General features: G+C 61.5%; 14 protein-coding genes. 4 read left to right on the forward strand and 10 right to left on the reverse strand.

The annotated features are described in order from the left end of the window. Positions 1-77 precede the first annotated feature (77 nt). A complete protein-coding gene (locus QU606_RS21750; RefSeq protein ID WP_024075968.1) occupies positions 78-344 on the forward strand; it encodes a hypothetical protein in 267 nt (88 codons plus the stop codon). On the opposite strand, the gene yfcF is transcribed toward QU606_RS21750, so the two are convergent. Both yfcF and QU606_RS21760 read right to left on the reverse strand, forming a co-directional pair. After that, positions 319-951: a glutathione transferase gene (yfcF, locus tag QU606_RS21755; RefSeq protein WP_304997507.1), complete on the reverse strand. Its 633-nt coding sequence runs from the start codon at positions 949-951 to the stop codon at positions 319-321. The two genes, QU606_RS21750 and yfcF, sit on opposite strands and share 26 nt — an antisense overlap. Before the next feature lie 112 nt (positions 952-1,063). Further along, positions 1,064-1,600, reverse strand: coding sequence for a DUF924 family protein (locus tag QU606_RS21760; RefSeq protein ID WP_304998646.1), 537 nt, complete (start codon positions 1,598-1,600; stop codon positions 1,064-1,066). A gap of 162 nt (positions 1,601-1,762) precedes the next feature. Between QU606_RS21760 and QU606_RS21765 the strand changes: the two genes are divergently transcribed. After that, on the forward strand, positions 1,763-2,917 hold the full coding sequence (locus QU606_RS21765; RefSeq protein ID WP_304997508.1) for a DUF1624 domain-containing protein: 1,155 nt from the start codon (positions 1,763-1,765) through the stop codon (positions 2,915-2,917). Positions 2,918-3,130: 213 nt separating this feature from the next. On the opposite strand, the gene metE is transcribed toward QU606_RS21765, so the two are convergent. The 8 genes from metE to QU606_RS21810 form a co-directional block, all read right to left on the reverse strand. Beyond that, positions 3,131-5,419: a 5-methyltetrahydropteroyltriglutamate--homocysteine S-methyltransferase gene (gene metE, locus QU606_RS21770; RefSeq protein WP_304997509.1), complete on the reverse strand. Its 2,289-nt coding sequence runs from the start codon at positions 5,417-5,419 to the stop codon at positions 3,131-3,133. Between the two features lie 274 nt (positions 5,420-5,693). Further along, positions 5,694-7,013 carry an OprD family porin gene (locus QU606_RS21780; RefSeq protein ID WP_168233421.1) on the reverse strand — a complete coding sequence of 440 codons (1,320 nt, stop codon included), beginning with the start codon at positions 7,011-7,013 and terminating at the stop codon, positions 5,694-5,696. Positions 7,014-7,171: 158 nt separating this feature from the next. Next, a complete protein-coding gene (locus QU606_RS21785; protein WP_024075974.1) occupies positions 7,172-8,005 on the reverse strand; it encodes a phosphodiesterase in 834 nt (277 codons plus the stop codon). 10 nt (positions 8,006-8,015) lie between these two features. Continuing rightward, a complete protein-coding gene (locus QU606_RS21790; protein WP_069076333.1) occupies positions 8,016-9,047 on the reverse strand; it encodes an ABC transporter ATP-binding protein in 1,032 nt (343 codons plus the stop codon). Then, positions 9,044-9,838: an ABC transporter permease gene (locus tag QU606_RS21795; protein WP_024075976.1), complete on the reverse strand. Its 795-nt coding sequence runs from the start codon at positions 9,836-9,838 to the stop codon at positions 9,044-9,046. The genes QU606_RS21790 and QU606_RS21795 overlap by 4 nt, the downstream gene beginning before the upstream one ends. Continuing rightward, positions 9,835-10,653 carry an iron ABC transporter permease gene (locus QU606_RS21800; RefSeq protein ID WP_069076332.1) on the reverse strand — a complete coding sequence of 273 codons (819 nt, stop codon included), beginning with the start codon at positions 10,651-10,653 and terminating at the stop codon, positions 9,835-9,837. Before QU606_RS21800 ends, QU606_RS21795 begins: the two co-directional genes overlap by 4 nt. Then, a complete protein-coding gene (locus tag QU606_RS21805) occupies positions 10,654-11,658 on the reverse strand; it encodes an ABC transporter substrate-binding protein (RefSeq protein ID WP_069076331.1) in 1,005 nt (334 codons plus the stop codon). Further along, positions 11,642-12,661 carry a LacI family DNA-binding transcriptional regulator gene (locus QU606_RS21810; protein ID WP_024075979.1) on the reverse strand — a complete coding sequence of 340 codons (1,020 nt, stop codon included), beginning with the start codon at positions 12,659-12,661 and terminating at the stop codon, positions 11,642-11,644. The genes QU606_RS21805 and QU606_RS21810 overlap by 17 nt, the downstream gene beginning before the upstream one ends. Positions 12,662-13,015: 354 nt before the next feature. On the opposite strand from QU606_RS21810, the gene QU606_RS21815 reads away from it, so the two are divergent. Both QU606_RS21815 and QU606_RS21820 read left to right on the forward strand, forming a co-directional pair. Beyond that, a complete protein-coding gene (locus QU606_RS21815) occupies positions 13,016-14,113 on the forward strand; it encodes a carboxynorspermidine decarboxylase (RefSeq protein WP_069076330.1) in 1,098 nt (365 codons plus the stop codon). A gap of 28 nt (positions 14,114-14,141) precedes the next feature. Next, complete coding sequence (locus QU606_RS21820) at positions 14,142-15,386, forward strand: saccharopine dehydrogenase family protein (RefSeq protein WP_024075981.1); 1,245 nt, start codon at positions 14,142-14,144, stop codon at positions 15,384-15,386. Positions 15,387-15,500 lie beyond the last annotated feature (114 nt).

Consider the following 15,500-nt stretch of genomic DNA (forward strand, 5'->3'; position numbering starts at 1 on the left):
AACAGAACTTGCGATCTTCGATGGTGACTATCATCTGAACCGATAGTGCTGAACATAAAATTTATAAGGACCATGCCATGAAGCCCCACCAGAAAACCTTCGACCGGATCCGCGATGCCGTATTGCCGGAGTTTCGCGATCGGGTCGCCGATTACCTGGTTGACTATGAACAGGTGCTGCAGGACCCGATGGCCGACCCGGACCACGTCTATGCCAGTGCCCAGCAGCTACGCGGTTACCTGCGCGGCTTGAACACCACGCGGGTCCTGGGCATGGCCGATTGGGAAGAGTTGGACCGCCGCGTGGCGCAGGAATGGCCTAAAGCACGGGTCTTGGCAGATTGACCCAGGCTTGCACCGAGGGGCGCTGCCACTGGCGCCGGGCATAGTCCACCAACTCGGCAGGTACGCTGTCACCGTTGAGGATCAGGCGGTTGAGCATCACTGCAAGGTCTACGTCGGCAATCGACCACTCCCCGAACAAGTACGGCGGGTTCCCCGCCAACAACACCTGCGCCGCGTCGATCAACTTGCGCGCGGCGGCTTCGGCCGGCGCTGACAACGGCGGCATCGCTTGCCCGTAGAACACCACCAGCGTCGAACGCTCCTGGCGAATCGGCAGCAAATCGCTGCGCAACCACGCCTGCACCTGCCGCGCCCTCGCCCGCTGCTTGGGATCAGCCGGGTAGACCGGCGTCTCGGGGTAAGCCTGCTCCAGGTACTCGCTGATCGCGGACGATTCCGACAAGGCAAAGTCGCCCTCCACCAGGGTCGGCACCCGTTGGGTCACAGACAAATGGGCAAAGTCCTCCGCCTGGTTGTGCCCGGCGTCCAGGTCGAGGGTGACCATGTCGAAGGCCAGGCCTTTTTCGCGCAGGGTGACAAACACCGACATCGCATAGGGGCTGGTGAACAGCGAATCAACGTAAAGACGCAACGGACCTTGGCTCATGGGACGATCTCCTTGGATGAGCCCCCACGCTACGAGATGCGCCGCCATAAAGACAATGCAGGGTTTTTATGGGGGCATTCCCGAGAGGAATAACAGCGCGACGGGCCGTCGATCAGCCGGCGAAACCACCGGCCTTGAGGAAGGCGTGCTCCGCGTCGGTGGTCTGCCTGGCCAGCACGTCATTGCGATGGGGAAAGCGCCCGAACCGCTCGATGATGGCGGCGTGCTCCTTGGCCCAGCGATAGGTGTTGGCATCCAGTGCCTGGTTCAGGGCCAGGGAGCGTTGCTGATCCTGCGGGTTTTCCGAGTGTTCAAACGGCAAGTAGCAGAACGCCCGCAACGCGGGTTCGATCAATTGATCCAGCCCCGTGTCGACGATGCGCTGGGCATACAGGCGCGCCAACGGGTCGGTGGCGAACATATGCGCGGTTCCCCGAAAGGCATTGCGCGGGTATTGATCGAGCAGGATCAGCAAGGCCAGGCCGCCCTCCGCTGTGTCCAGCCAGCCTTCCAGCTCGCGCCGGGCGGCTTGCAGGTGGGTGGCGCGGAACGTGTCGCCAAAGCTGGCATCGAAGGCCGCGTCCTTGGCGAACCAGCGCTTGGGGCTGGCTTGCTGCCAGAAAGCGATGACGGATTGCGGGGTGTGGATTACCGCGTTGTTGCGAGTACTCACGTTCAGCCTCTCCCTTGCTTGTGTGCCTCACAGTGAACCAGAAGGACTGCGTGGCTGAAACCTTAACCGTCAGCAGCGCAGGCATTTGCGTTATAGGATAACATCCAGTTTTTTCGCCCGGCCCTGTGATTTCTGCTTATGACCGACACTGTTCCCCTGCGCCAACGCCTGCTCTCCATCGACGCCCTGCGCGGCCTGGTGATCCTGTTCATGCTCCTCGACCACGTACGCGAAACCTTCCTGTTGCACCGCCAGGTCACCGACCCGATGAGCCTCGACAGCACCGAGCCTGCACTGTTCGCGAGCCGCACCCTCGCCCATCTGTGTGCGCCGGTGTTCGTACTGCTCACCGGGCTGTCCGCCTGGTTGTACGGTCAGAAATACACGGGCCGTCGCGATGTGTCAGCGTTCCTGTTCAAGCGTGGGTTGTTCCTGGTGGTGCTGGAATTTACCCTGGTCAACTTCGCCTGGACCTTCCAGCTGCTGCCCAGCGTGATCTATCTGCAGGTGATCTGGGCGATCGGCATCAGCATGATCGCCCTCGCCGCGCTGGTCTGGTTGCCGCGCCCGCTGTTGATCGCGCTGGCGCTGGTGATCATCGGCGGGCATAACCTGCTGGATGGGCTGCACTTCGATCCAGGCTCGGCGCTGCATGTTCCGTGGACGATCCTGCATGAGCGCAGTTGGATTGAAGTGTCCGACACCCTGCGCCTGCGCACGACCTACCCGGTGCTGCCGTGGATCGGTGTGATTGCCCTGGGTTACAGCCTGGGCCCGTGGTTTGCCAATGCCGCATTGCCGGCCGTGCGCCAGCGCCATTTGCTGTTCGGCGGTGTGGGTGCGTTGGCGGGGTTCGTGCTGTTGCGTGCGCTCAATGGCTATGGCGAAAAGCCCTGGCAGGCGTATGACAGCGGCATGCAGACGCTGATGAGCTTTTTCAACGTGACCAAGTACCCACCTTCGCTGCTGTTCCTGGCGTTGACGTTGGGGGTTGGGCTGTTGCTGTTGCTGGCGTTTGAACGCGCGGGGCATCGACGCTGGATCAACGTGTTAGCGGTGTTTGGTTGCGTGCCGATGTTCTTTTATCTGCTGCATCTTTATGTGCTGAAAGTGCTGTATGTCGCCTGTGTGGCTCTGTTTGGCTTGAACCATGGCAACTACTTCGGTTTCGACAGTATCGGTGCGGTATGGCTGATGGCGTTGGTGTTGCCCCTGGCGCTCTACCCGCCCGTGCACTGGTTCGCCAGGCTCAAGGCCCGGCGCCGCGACCTGGCGTGGCTCAAATACCTCTGACCTAGTACAGACTGAATGTGATGCCAGTCAGTTACGCGTACATGGCCTTTTGTAGGAGCGAGCTTGCTCGCGAAAAACATCAACGATAACGCGTGTTCCCTGAATCAACGCGGCGCCTGTGAGTTTTTCGCGAGCAAGCTCGCTCCTACAAAAAAGCCTTTGGGCAAGCCCGCTCGCCACAGGTTACTTGTGCCCTTTCTGTTTTGTAAGGTTTTAAGCCAACTCAGCCCGTAGCTGGCGAGCCGCGGTGACCATATGAATCAACGCCGCTTCCGTCTCCGGCCAACCCCGTGTCTTCAACCCGCAATCCGGGTTCACCCACAAGCGTTCGGCCGGAATGCGCTGGGCCGCCTTGCGCAGCAGGTTGGCCATTTCCGAGGCATCCGGCACCCTTGGCGAGTGGATGTCGTAGACGCCCGGGCCGATGTCGTTGGGGTAGGCGAAGGCTTCGAACGCACGCAGCAGTTCCATGTCCGAGCGTGAGGTTTCGATGGTGATCACGTCGGCATCCATCGCCGCGATGGACTCGATCACATCGTTGAACTCGCTGTAGCACATATGGGTATGGATCTGGGTTTCATCGCGCACGCCCGAGGCGCACAGGCGGAACACTTCGGTGGCCCAGTCCAGGTAAGGCTGCCACTGCGCACGGCGCAACGGCAGGCCTTCACGGAACGCCGCTTCGTCAATCTGCACGATCTGGATGCCAGCGGCTTCCAGGTCCAGCACTTCATCACGAATCGCCAACGCCAGTTGCCGAGCCTGCACTTCGCGGCTCACGTCCTCGCGCGGGAAGGACCACATCAGCATGGTCACCGGGCCAGTCAGCATGCCCTTCATCACCTTGTGGGTCAGGCCCTGGGCGTAGCGGATCCACTCCACCGTCATCGCCTTCGGACGGCTCAGGTCACCGAAGATCACAGCCGGTTTTACGCAGCGCGAACCGTAGCTCTGGACCCAGCCGAAGCGTGTGAACACGTAGCCGTCCAGTTGCTCGGCGAAGTACTCGACCATGTCGTTACGCTCGGCTTCACCGTGTACCAGCACGTCCAGGCCGAGGTTTTCCTGGACCTCGACGGCATGCTTGATCTCGCTGTGCATCGCTTCGACGTATTCGGCTTCGCTCAGCTTGCCTTGCTTGTAGGACTGGCGCGCCAGGCGGATCGACGCGGTTTGCGGGAACGAACCGATGGTGGTGGTGGGGAACAGCGGCAGGTTGAGGCGCGCACGCTGCTTGTCGATACGCTGGGCAAACGGCGACTGACGTTGGCTGTCCTGGGCGGTGATCGCTGCCACGCGAGCTTGCACGGCGGGCTTGTGAATACGCCGCGAGGTCGCTCGGGCAGCCTGTACGGCGCGGCTTTGCGCCAGGGCGGCGAGCACATCGGGGGCTTCGGGTTCGTTCACCGCGCGGGCCAGTACCGCGACTTCGGCACACTTCTGCACGGCGAACGCCAGCCAGCTTTTCAACTCGGCATCCAATTGGTCTTCGCGGCCCACGTCCACGGGGCTGTGCAACAGCGAGCAGGACGGCGCCACCCACAGGCGATCGCCGAGTTTTTCATGGGCATGCTGCAAGGTCGCCAGGGCTTTCTCCAGGTCGCAGCGCCAGACATTGCGGCCATTGACCACCCCCAGGGACAACACCTTATAGGCCGGCAGGCGATCGAGGATGGTCGGGTACTGGTCCGGCGCACGTACCAGGTCGATATGTAAACCGTCGACCGGCAGGCTAGCCGCCAGGCCAAGGTTCTCTTCCAGACCGCCGAAATAGGTGGCCACCAGCTTTTTCAGCGGGTCGCGCTGGATCAGGTTATAGGCGCGCTCAAATGCGTTTTTCCAGGCCTGTGGCAGGTCGAGGACCAGGATCGGCTCATCGATCTGCACCCACTCCACGCCCAACTCCGCCAGGCGCTGGAAGATCTGGCCGTACAACGGAAGCAGGCGCTCGAGCAGGTCGAGCTTGTCGAAGTCACCGCCCTTGGCCTTGCCCAGCCACAGGTAAGTCAACGGGCCGATCACCACCGGCTTGACCGTATGCCCCAGCTCACGGGCTTCCTGCACTTCCTCGAACAGCTGGTCCCAGCCGAGGTGGAACTGCTGGTCAACGCTGAACTCGGGTACCAGGTAGTGGTAATTGGTGTCGAACCACTTGGTCATTTCCTGGGCGTGTGCCCCCCCACAACAGCTGTCGCTGACGCCACGGGCCATGCCGAACAGGGTGTGCAGGGTGGCCTGGCCATCGGCGGGACGGAAACGCTCGGGGATCACGCCGAACATCAGCGAGTGGGTCAGCACCTGGTCGTACCAGGCGAAATCGCCGGCGGGCAACAGGTCAATACCGGCCTGCTGTTGCAACGCCCAATGGGTCTTGCGCAGCTCACGGCCGACAGCCCGCAGGCCAGCTTCGTCGAGTTCGCCCTTCCAGAACGCTTCCTGCGCTTTTTTCAGTTCACGATCGCGTCCAATGCGCGGAAATCCGAGGGAATGAGCGACTGCCATGACTTACAACTCCACTGTAGGTATTAATGGCAGGCATTGTCGGTAGACGGAGATAGTGAAACAAACTCATTTTATTCCTGATGATCACAAGATTCACTCATGTTAATGCGGCCATGCCACACTCGTGGCGCCGGGCAGCCTGAACATCCACCCTTGTAGGAGCGAGCTTGCTCGCGAAGAACGCCAACGATCACGCGGGCTGCGTGACGGTCCGCGGCGCACTTAGGTTTTTCGCGCGCAAGCTCGCTCCTACAGGGGGGATCCGCTCGGCCGGTTACATCAACGGAATCGAGTAATTCACAAACACCCGGTTCTGATCCTGGTCCCGCGCGACCTCGCTGCGCGACACGCCGTTGCGCCAGCCGAACCCGACGTTCTTGAAGGTGCCGCCCTGCACCACGTAGTCCAGGCCGATATCCCGTTCCCACTCGCTGGCGTTATTGCCGCTGGCGGTGAGGATATGGTCACCTTTCAAATACATCATCGACGCCTTCAAACCCGGCACGCCCAGCGCTGTAAAGTCATAGGCATACTGGGCGAAGGCGGTGCGTTCGCCGGCCTGGATAAAGGTCTGCACCGTACGGTCGGTGTAGAGGTACAGGCTCGAACCGCCCTCCCCTTTGTTCGCCAGGCCGCCTTGGTTGAGTTGGGCAAAGTTGCTGTCATCGGACACTTGCTGGTAACCCGCGGTAATCGCATGCGGCCCCAGGGAGTAAATGAAGGCTGCACTCCAGGTGTTGTTGTCGATTTCACCGCTGCCGTTTTTGGTATAGCCGCTGAACTTGTAGCCGTCGGCACGCCCCGCGGCGCTGCTGTTTTTGCCGTCCGAGGTGGTCTTGAAGTAACGCAGGTCGGTTTTCAATGAGCCGTAGTCACCCAACGGCAACACGTGGATCAACCCGGCGAAGTGTTGCTGGTAATAGTCTTCGAGGTTGGCGTAGTAGTACTGGACCATCAGGTCCTTGGTCAGTTGGTAGTCCGCACCGGCGTAGGTGAATTTATTGCTTTCGCGGGTGCCGCCGGCTGCTGCCAGGCCACTGCTGTCGCTGGAGCCGCGCCCCGTGGCGTGCTGGAGCTGGCCGCCGATCAAGGTCAGGTTGTCGATGTCTTTGCTGGTCACCTGGCCGCCTTCGAACGATTGCGGTAAGAGGCGGCCGTCGTTGCTCACCAGGATCGGCAGGTTCGGGCGCAGGTAGCCGTAACGCGCTTCGGTCTTGGCGAAACGCGCCTTCGCGGTGGCACCGCCACGGGCCCAATTGTCGGCGGCCTTGCCGTCATCGTTGGGGATCATCGAACTGCCCACATGGCGACCGGCGCCGCTGTCGAGGGTCACGCCGAGCATGCCGATGGCGTCCAGGCCAAAGCCGACGGTGCCGTCGGTAAAACCCGACTGGTAATTGAGGATAAACGCCTGGCCCCACTCTTCGGTCTTCGACGGTGCCGCCGTGCCGTCGCGGTTGTCGTTGTTGAAGTAGAAGTTACGCATACTCAAGTTGGCTTGGCTGTCGCTCAAAAAGTCAGCAGACGCCAAGGGGCTCAGGGCAATACCCAGGCCACCGGTCAATACACTCAATACATTCAACGTGGCTTTCATCAGGACGAACTCCGGCGCGGAATCCAAGTTCCGGGCGCAAAAAATGGGCAGCAGGATGCCGTCGGCCAAACGTGACATTGGCCGGGGCGTTAACGGTTATTCAGTTGCTTAGTGCTTAGTTAGTTACCTGGTTGAGTGAAGTGAAACCTCCGTAAACCTCAGTCAATCAATCCATGAGCGTCATAGAACGGATACGGCCCCGGGTAATCCCCGAACACGCCGTTGTGGCTGATCAAGCCGTGTTGCGCATCCCAGCGATGCAACAAATACCCCGCCGGTTCCAGGTTGAAATGCGCGGGCGCGGCGTCTTGCAGGTCCAGCACGATCTGATGGGAGGTGCCGGGACACACACAACTCAAGCTGCCGCCAAAGCGCCGCTGCATCGGCCGGTGCAGGTGCCCGCACAACAGGCGTTCCACTTGCGGGTGGCGCGCCACGACGCGCTCCAGCGCGGCGGCGTTGATAAAGGGTTCGCGGTCCATATGGCCGATGCCGCTGACAAACGGCGGATGGTGCAGGATCAGCAACGTCGGCGTGTCAGGACGTCGCGCCAGTTGCTCATCCAGCCACTGCAATTGGCTGTCCAGGAGCTGGCCGCCATGCCCACCGGGGATAGTCGAGTCCAGGCCGATGAGGCGCAGCGGATGCTCGTCCACCACCCAGTCCAACGGCTGCTCTGCCGACAAAGGCAAATAGGCATGATCGCGGAATGCGTCGAGCAACGGCCCGCGGGTGTCGTGGTTGCCCGGCACCAGGTAGCACGGCATGTGCAGGCGCGCGAGTTCAGGGTGCAGCACGGCGTATTCATCGGCGCGGCCGAAGTCCACCAGGTCACCGCTGACCACCACAATGTCGGGCCGTGGGTGGCTGGCGTTCAAATGGTCGACGGCACGGCGCAGTGCGCCCAGGGTATCGACAACCCCATAGGTCAGGCGCTGGCCGGCTTTAAGGTGCAGATCGCTGATCTGTGCAACAAGAAACGGACGCTTCAAAAGTCGACTCTCACGCATTCAGGGTAAACAACATGTGCGGCGCAACGGCCAAGGCAATCGGCGCGCCGACGACATGCAGCTGGTTGTCGCTGCTGTCCACCAGCAGCGGTTGCAGGCCACCCACATCCACCAGCAGGCGGCTCTGGGCGCCCTGGAAGAACTGCGCGAGCAGATGCCCGTGCAGGTGCCCTTCGCTCTCCATCACCCGTAGGTGTTCGGGGCGGCAGTACACCGTATTGGGCATGTCGGCGGCCCGCCACGGCAGCTCGCCGCCGCAGACTTTCAGGCCATGGGCGGTTCGCGAGGTGACGGCAAAGGCATTGAGGTTGCCGACAAAACCGGCGACGAACGCATTGGCCGGTTTCTGGTAGATCTCCCGTGGGCTGGCCAGTTGCGCGACACGGCCGTGCTCCATCACCAGGATACGATCGCCCAGGGCCATGGCTTCGCCCTGGTCGTGGGTGACAAATACCGAGGTGATACCAAGGCCGCGCAGCAGCTCATTCAGCTCGCTGCGCAGGCGCTCGCGCAACTGCGCATCCAGGGCCGCCAGCGGTTCATCCAGCAACAGCACTTTGGGGCGTGGCGCCAAGGCACGGGCCAAGGCCACGCGTTGACGCTGGCCACCGGACAATTCGTGGATACTGCGTTTGCCGTGATTTTGCAGGCCCACCAGCTCGAGCAATTCCTCGCAGCGCTTATTGCGCGCCAGTGACGACATGCCGCGAATCTTCAAGCCGTAGACGATATTCCCCGCCACATCCAAGTTGGGAAACAGCGCGTAATTCTGGAACACCATGCCCACATCGCGGCGCTCAATGGGCAGGCGGGTGACGTCCTGGTCGCCGAACAACACCTGGCCCACATCCGGGCGTTCCAGGCCGGCGATCAGGCGCAAGGTGGTGGTTTTGCCACAGCCCGACGGGCCGAGAATCGCCAGGGTTTCACCGCCTTCGACGGTCAGGTCCAAGTCATGCACCGCCACGGTGCCGTCGGCGAAAGCCTTACGGCAGCCCTTGAGACGAATAGTGATAGCAGTCATCGACGCTCTCCACGGGACAGACGCGCACTGATGGCCTGCAACGCAATCAACAGCGGCACGATCATCAGCAAAAAGATAAGGGTGTAGGCGCTGGCGATTTCCAGGCGCGCCGAAGCGTAGCTGTCGGCCAGGCCCACCGGCAGGGTCTTGGTCATCGGTGTATGGAGCATCCAGGTCAGGTTGAATTCGCCCAGCGACAAGGTCACGACCATCAGCACGCCCGCCAGAATCCCTGCCCGGCAGTTGGGCACTACCACGCTGAAAAAGCGCTTGATCGGCCCGGCGCCGAGGCTGGCCGCGGCCTCTTCCAGCACCGGCAGTTGCTGGCGTTGCATCACCGCCATCACCGGGCGTACCAGGAACGGCAAGGTAAACAGCACATGGCCAACCAGGATGAACAGCCAGCTGCTACGAAAGCCGCCGAACTGGCCATAGGTCAGCAGCAAGGCCAACGCACTGGCCAGGCCCGGCATGGCCACCGGCAGCACCATCAGTTCCTCGAAGGCGCGGCTGAAACGGTTGTTCATGCGTACCAAGGCATAGGCCGCCGGTACGCCGATCACACACACGCACACTGCGCATGCCACGGCCAATTGCAGCGACAGCCATACGGTGGGCGAATAGGCCTGCCACACCTGGATCAACCAGTCGAAGGTCAGGCCGCTGGACAGGCCGACAAAGAAATTGCGCGTCAACCCAGCCAGCAATGACATCAGCACCGGCACCAACATGAAGGCGCACACCAGCAAAGTGAACAGCAGTTGAATCACAAACAGCGATGAGCGCTTCACAGGACCGTCCCCGCGTTTTTCACCAGGCGTCGCGTCAGCAACAGGACCGCCCAGGTCACCGCACCGAGCACCACCGACAGCGCGGCGGCCACGGCGAAGTTGGCATAGTTGGTGAACACGTTGTAGATCGCCACCGGGGTGACATTCAGGCGTGTGCCCAAGGTGAACGCAGTGCCGAAGGCACCCATGGAGGTGGCGAAACAGATCGCCCCACACGACGCCAGCGCCGGCGCCAGGCCCGGTACGATCACGTCGCACACCACGCGCCAGTGCCCGGCCCCCAGGGAATGTGCGGCTTCCTCCAGGCTGCGGTCGAGGCTTTCGCACGCCGCCATCACCGTGAGGATCACCCGCGGGATCGAAAAGTACAGATAGCCGACAAACAGCCCGGCCAGCGAGTAGGCAAAGATCCAGCGTTCACCGGCCAGTTGCAGGCCCAAAGAGGCCAGCAACCCCTGGCGCCCGGCCAACAGGATCACCAGGAAGCCCACCACCACGCCCGGAAACGCCAGTGGAAACGTCAACAACGCCACCAGCGCCGAGCGACCGAAAAAACGCTGGCGCGCCAGGAAGACGCCGCTGATGCCGCCAATCAACAACGCCACCAGTGTCACGAAAACAGCAAGCGCGCAGGTTTGCGCCAGGCTGCCCAAATACTGCGAACTGCTCAGTACCTGCCAATAACCACTGCCATGGCTGTCACGGCTCTCGGCGCCGAGCACCATCAAGTGCGCCAACGGCAACAGCCAGAACGCGAGCAGCACTGCAAAGGCCGGGGCCAGCGCCCAGGCTGCATGTTTTGCCGATGCGGCCACTTACTTGACCTCGTTCAGATAACGGGCGGCAAAGGCTTCCTGCACAGCGGCCATTTTTTGGTAATCCACCACACCGGCACGCGCATAGTCACTGTCAGGCAGGAACTGGGCGGCGACCTCGGCGGGCATCTTCATCGGCCGTACCGGGCGCAGGTAAGCCTTGGCCCAGAGTGCCTGGCCTTCGTCAGACAGCACGAAGTCGAGGACCTTTTCAGCGTTGGCGCGATGGGGCGCGTTGGCGACCAGGCTCATCACATAGGGCACGCTGATGCTGCCTTCCTGCGGGATCACGAAGGCGACGTTGGCCTTGTCCTTGTAGCGGGCGCGGTAGGCGTTGAAGTCGTAGTCCACCAGGATCGGCAACTCGCCGGACAGCACCCGCGCATAGGCAGTTTGCTTGGGCACGATGGGGGCGTTTTTCGCCAGTTTCTGGAAGTAGTCGATGGCCGGGGCGAAGTTATCCAGGTCGCCGCCCAGGGCGCGGTTGATCGCCACGGCGGATACATAGCCGACAAACGCGCTGGATGGATCGAGGTAACCGACCATGCCTTTGTATTGCGGCTTGAGCAGGTCTGCCCAGCTTTGCGGCACCGGCAGGCCGCCCAATGCATCGACGTTGACCATGATGCCCAAGGTGCCGGAGTGGATCGCGAACCAGTGGCCGGCGGGGTCTTTCAGGCCGGCGGGAATCTGCTCCCAGCCCTTGGGCTTGTAGGTGTCGACCACTTCGGCCTTTTGCGCTTGCAGGCCGAAGGTCACGCCGTAATACACCACGTCGGCGACCGGCGCGGCCTTTTCGGCGACCAGTTGCGCCAGGGATTGGCCGGAGTTCTTGTTGTCCAGGGGCACTTGCACCCCGGTACTGGCGGCGATGGCCTTGAGTTGCGTGCCCCAGTCGGCCCAGTCCGGCGGGCAGTTGTAGCAAATCGCGGTATCGGCGGCCTGGGCCAGGCTGGCCACACCGCACAGCAGCACAGCTGCCAGGGTTTTACTGAATGCGCGCATCAAGAGTCTCCTCATGGGGTTGAGTGCTTTCGCCCGGCCGGACATGGCAAGGCAGGCAATGGGAAATCGGGGCATTGCCGGCGATCTGCGCCAGCAGTTGATCAATCACGGTGCTGGCCAGCAGTGCGATGGGCTGCACCACACTGCACAGGGTCGGGTGCATCTGGGTGCCGAGGGCAATGCCGTCGAACCCCATCACGGACAGTTGCTCGGGCACATTCCAGCCGTTGCGACGCAGTTCGGCGATCAGGCTGATCGCCAGGAAATCGTTGGAGCACACCAACGCAGTCGGCGCCTCGGGGCCGCGCAGGAACGGCTCGATCGCGGCGAACTCGGCCTGGGTGTGCGCCGGCATTTCGATCACTGCGCGGCTTTTGAGGGCGTATTCCTTCATCGCATCGCAATACCCGGCGTAGCGCAGGCGTGCGCGGTCGGACTGCAAGGCGGGGCCGGCGACCATGCTGATGCGTCGATGACCGGCCTCCAGCAGGTAGCGCGTGGCCAGGGCCATGCCCGCGCGGTTGTCCACCGATACGGCGCTGTAGTTAGGGTTGCTCGGTTGGTGATAGGCCAGCACGAACGGGGTTTTTTCGGTATTCAGGCTGCTGAGCACGCTGTTGCTTTCGGCATCGGTGACCGTCAGCACCAGGCCGTCGACGCGCTGGCGCAGCAACTCCTCCACCACAATGCATTCGCGCTCGCTGCTGTAGTCGGTGGTCGCCAGCACCAGGCTGTAGCCACGCAACCGCGCAGCACGTTCCATGGCCTGGAACTGTTCGGCGAACACCGGATTGAGCAGGTTGGGCACCACCACGCCGATCAACTGGGTGGTTTGCAGGCGCAGTTGGCGGCCCAGCAAGTTGGGCCGAAACCCCAACTCACGGGCGGCGGCGAACACTTGTTCACGGGTCGCCGGGCGCACCTGGTCAGGGGAGGCAAAGGTGCGGGCGGCGGTCGCGCGGGATACACCAGCCAGCCGCGCAACGTCTTTCAGGTCAGTCATGTTCACTCGCTTGAGATCGATCTCATTGGCGAGGACAGTAACGGGGGAATGTGGCAGGAAGGTGGTGGGGAGATGACAGTTTGATGGCAGTGAAGCACAGTCACATAGGCCAACATGTGGGAGGGGCTTGCCCCCGATAGTGGTGGATCAATGAAGAATAGGCTGGCTGAAGCACCGCCATCGGGGGCAAGCCCCCTCCCACATTAGCGCGGTGTCCATGCATAGATAGTCATACTCAGTGGTTAGGATCGTAAAGCTGGCGCAGCGAAATCCGCCGGCTAACCTTTCGATTCGATCCAAGTGCGGGCACAATGCGTGTCCTTTTTTGGCAGGCACCGCCGCAGGCTCTCAAAAATGATCAAAACGCCGTACTACCTCATCGATAAACAGAAGCTTCTGGTCAACATGCAGAAGATCGCTTACGTGCGCGAGCAGTCCGGCGCCAAGGCCCTGCTGGCGCTCAAGTGCTTTGCCACCTGGTCGGTGTTCGACCTGATGCAGGAATACATGGACGGCACCACCTCGTCGTCGCTGTACGAGTTGAAGCTCGGTCGCCAGAAGTTCGAAGGTGAGGCACACGCCTACAGCGTGGCCTGGGCCGACGATGAAATCGAAGAGATGCTGGTCAACTGCGACAAGATCATCTTCAACTCCATCAGCCAGCTGCAACGTTTTGCCGAGCGCTCCGAGGGCAAGACCCGTGGCCTGCGCGTCAACCCGCAGGTGAGCAGCTCCGACTACCTGCTGGCCGACCCGGCGCGCCCGTTCAGCCGCCTGGGCGAATGGGACCCGGTGAAGATCGAAGGCGTGATCGAGCAGATCTCCGGCTTCATGTTCCACAACAACTGCGAGAACGGCGACTTCAACCTGTTCGACCAGATGCTGAACACCATCGAAGAACGCTTCGGCGCGCTGCTGCACAAGGTCAACTGGGTCAGCCTCGGCGGCGGCATCCACTTCACCGGTGAAGGCTATGCCATCGACGCCTTCTGCCAGCGCCTCAAGGCGTTCTCGCAGAAGTACGACGTGCAGGTCTACCTGGAACCCGGCGAAGCCGCGATCACTAACAGCGCTTCGCTGGAAGTCACGGTGCTCGACACCCTCTACAACGGCAAGCACCTCGCCGTGGTCGACAGCTCCATCGAAGCCCACCTGCTGGACCTGCTGATCTACCGCCTCAACGCCAAGCTGGCGCCAAGCGCGGGTGAACACACCTACATGGTGTGCGGCAAATCCTGCCTGGCCGGGGACATCTTTGGCGAGTATCAATTCGATCGTCCGCTGGCCATCGGCGATCGGCTGTCGTTCATCGACACCGCGGGCTACACCATGGTCAAGAAAAACTGGTTCAACGGCCTGAAAATGCCGTCCATCGTAGTGAAACAACTCGACGGTACAGTCGAGGTGGTTCGTGAATTTGGTTACGACGACTACCTGTCCAGCCTTTCGTAAGCTGGCGGATAAAGGAGAGATAAAGCAATTGAAAAAGAACGTTCTTATCATTGGTGCAGGAGGTGTCGCCAAGGTGGTGGCCCACAAGTGCGCGCAGCACAACGACGAACTCGGTCGTATTGCTATCGCGTCGCGCAACATCTCCAAATGCCAGGCCATCATCGACAGCGTCAAGGCCAAGGGTAGCCTCAAGGTACCCGCCGATATCCAAGCCTTCGCGCTGAACGCCCTGGACGTGGAAGCGACCAAGGCCCTGATCCGCGAGACCGAATCGCAGATCGTCATCAACGTAGGTTCCGCGTTCCTCAACATGTCGGTACTGCGTGCCTGCATCGACACGGGCGTCGCGTACCTCGACACCGCCATCCACGAAGAGCCGGGCAAGGTCTGCGAGACCCCGCCGTGGTACGGCAACTACGAATGGAACCACCTGGAAGAGTGCAAACAGAAGAACATCACCGCCATCCTTGGCGTGGGCTTCGACCCGGGTGTCGTCAACGCGTACGCCGCGCTGGCGCAGCAACAGCATTTCGACCGCATTGATTCGATCGACATTCTCGACGTCAATGCCGGCTCCCATGGCAAATACTTCGCCACCAATTTCGATCCGGAAATCAACTTCCGCGAATTCACCGGACAGGTGTGGAGCTGGCAGAACAGCCAGTGGACCAGCAACACCATGTTCGAAGTCAAGCGCACCGACGACCTGCCGGTGGTCGGCTCGCAGAACCTCTACCTGACCGGCCACGATGAAGTGCACTCGCTGTCGAAAAACCTCGACGTGCCCAACGTGCGTTTCTGGATGAGCTTCGGCGAGCACTACATCAACGTATTCACCGTGCTGAACAACCTCGGCCTGCTTTCCGAAAAGCCGGTGAAAACCGCCGAAGGCCTGGAAGTGGTGCCGTTGAAAGTGGTCAAGGCCGTACTGCCCGACCCGTCCTCCCTCGCCCCCGGCTACACCGGCAAGACCTGCATCGGTGACCTGGTCAAAGGCACCAAGGATGGCCAGCCGCGCGAAGTGTTCATCTACAACGTGGCGGATCACGAAGAAGCCTTTGCCGAGACTGACAGCCAGGGCATTTCCTACACCGCCGGCGTTCCACCGGTGGCTGCCGCCCTGTTGGTTGCCCGCGGTGAGTGGGATGTAAAGCGCATGGCCAACGTTGAGGAATTGCCAGCTGAGCCATTCCTCAAGGCGCTGGACGTGATGGGCTTGCCGACGCGGATCAAGGACGAGCACGGTGATCGGGCCTGGGATGCGATTGCCTGATAGGCGATAGCAGACCGAACCAACATGTGGGAGGGGGCTTGCCCCGATAGCGGTAGATCAGTCACAGCTGTATTGACTGACACACTGTAATCGGGGCAAGCCCCCTCCCACATT

Origin of the sequence: Pseudomonas sp. OVF7 (genome assembly GCF_030644265.1) — a bacterium.
Classification (GTDB): Bacteria; Pseudomonadota; Gammaproteobacteria; order Pseudomonadales; family Pseudomonadaceae; genus Aquipseudomonas; species Aquipseudomonas gorinensis.

What these genes read in the sequence shown, in the direction of transcription:
- QU606_RS21750 (WP_024075968.1), top strand. Translation starts at nt 78, where the DNA reads ATGAAGCCCCACCAGAAAACCTTCGACCGGATCCGCGATGCCGTATTG.
- yfcF (WP_304997507.1), bottom strand. Translation starts at nt 951, where the DNA reads ATGAGCCAAGGTCCGTTGCGTCTTTACGTTGATTCGCTGTTCACCAGC.
- QU606_RS21765 (WP_304997508.1), top strand. Translation starts at nt 1,763, where the DNA reads ATGACCGACACTGTTCCCCTGCGCCAACGCCTGCTCTCCATCGACGCC.
- metE (WP_304997509.1), bottom strand. Translation starts at nt 5,419, where the DNA reads ATGGCAGTCGCTCATTCCCTCGGATTTCCGCGCATTGGACGCGATCGT.
- QU606_RS21780 (WP_168233421.1), bottom strand. Translation starts at nt 7,013, where the DNA reads ATGAAAGCCACGTTGAATGTATTGAGTGTATTGACCGGTGGCCTGGGT.
- QU606_RS21790 (WP_069076333.1), bottom strand. Translation starts at nt 9,047, where the DNA reads ATGACTGCTATCACTATTCGTCTCAAGGGCTGCCGTAAGGCTTTCGCC.
- QU606_RS21805 (WP_069076331.1), bottom strand. Translation starts at nt 11,658, where the DNA reads ATGCGCGCATTCAGTAAAACCCTGGCAGCTGTGCTGCTGTGCGGTGTG.
- QU606_RS21810 (WP_024075979.1), bottom strand. Translation starts at nt 12,661, where the DNA reads ATGACTGACCTGAAAGACGTTGCGCGGCTGGCTGGTGTATCCCGCGCG.
- QU606_RS21815 (WP_069076330.1), top strand. Translation starts at nt 13,016, where the DNA reads ATGATCAAAACGCCGTACTACCTCATCGATAAACAGAAGCTTCTGGTC.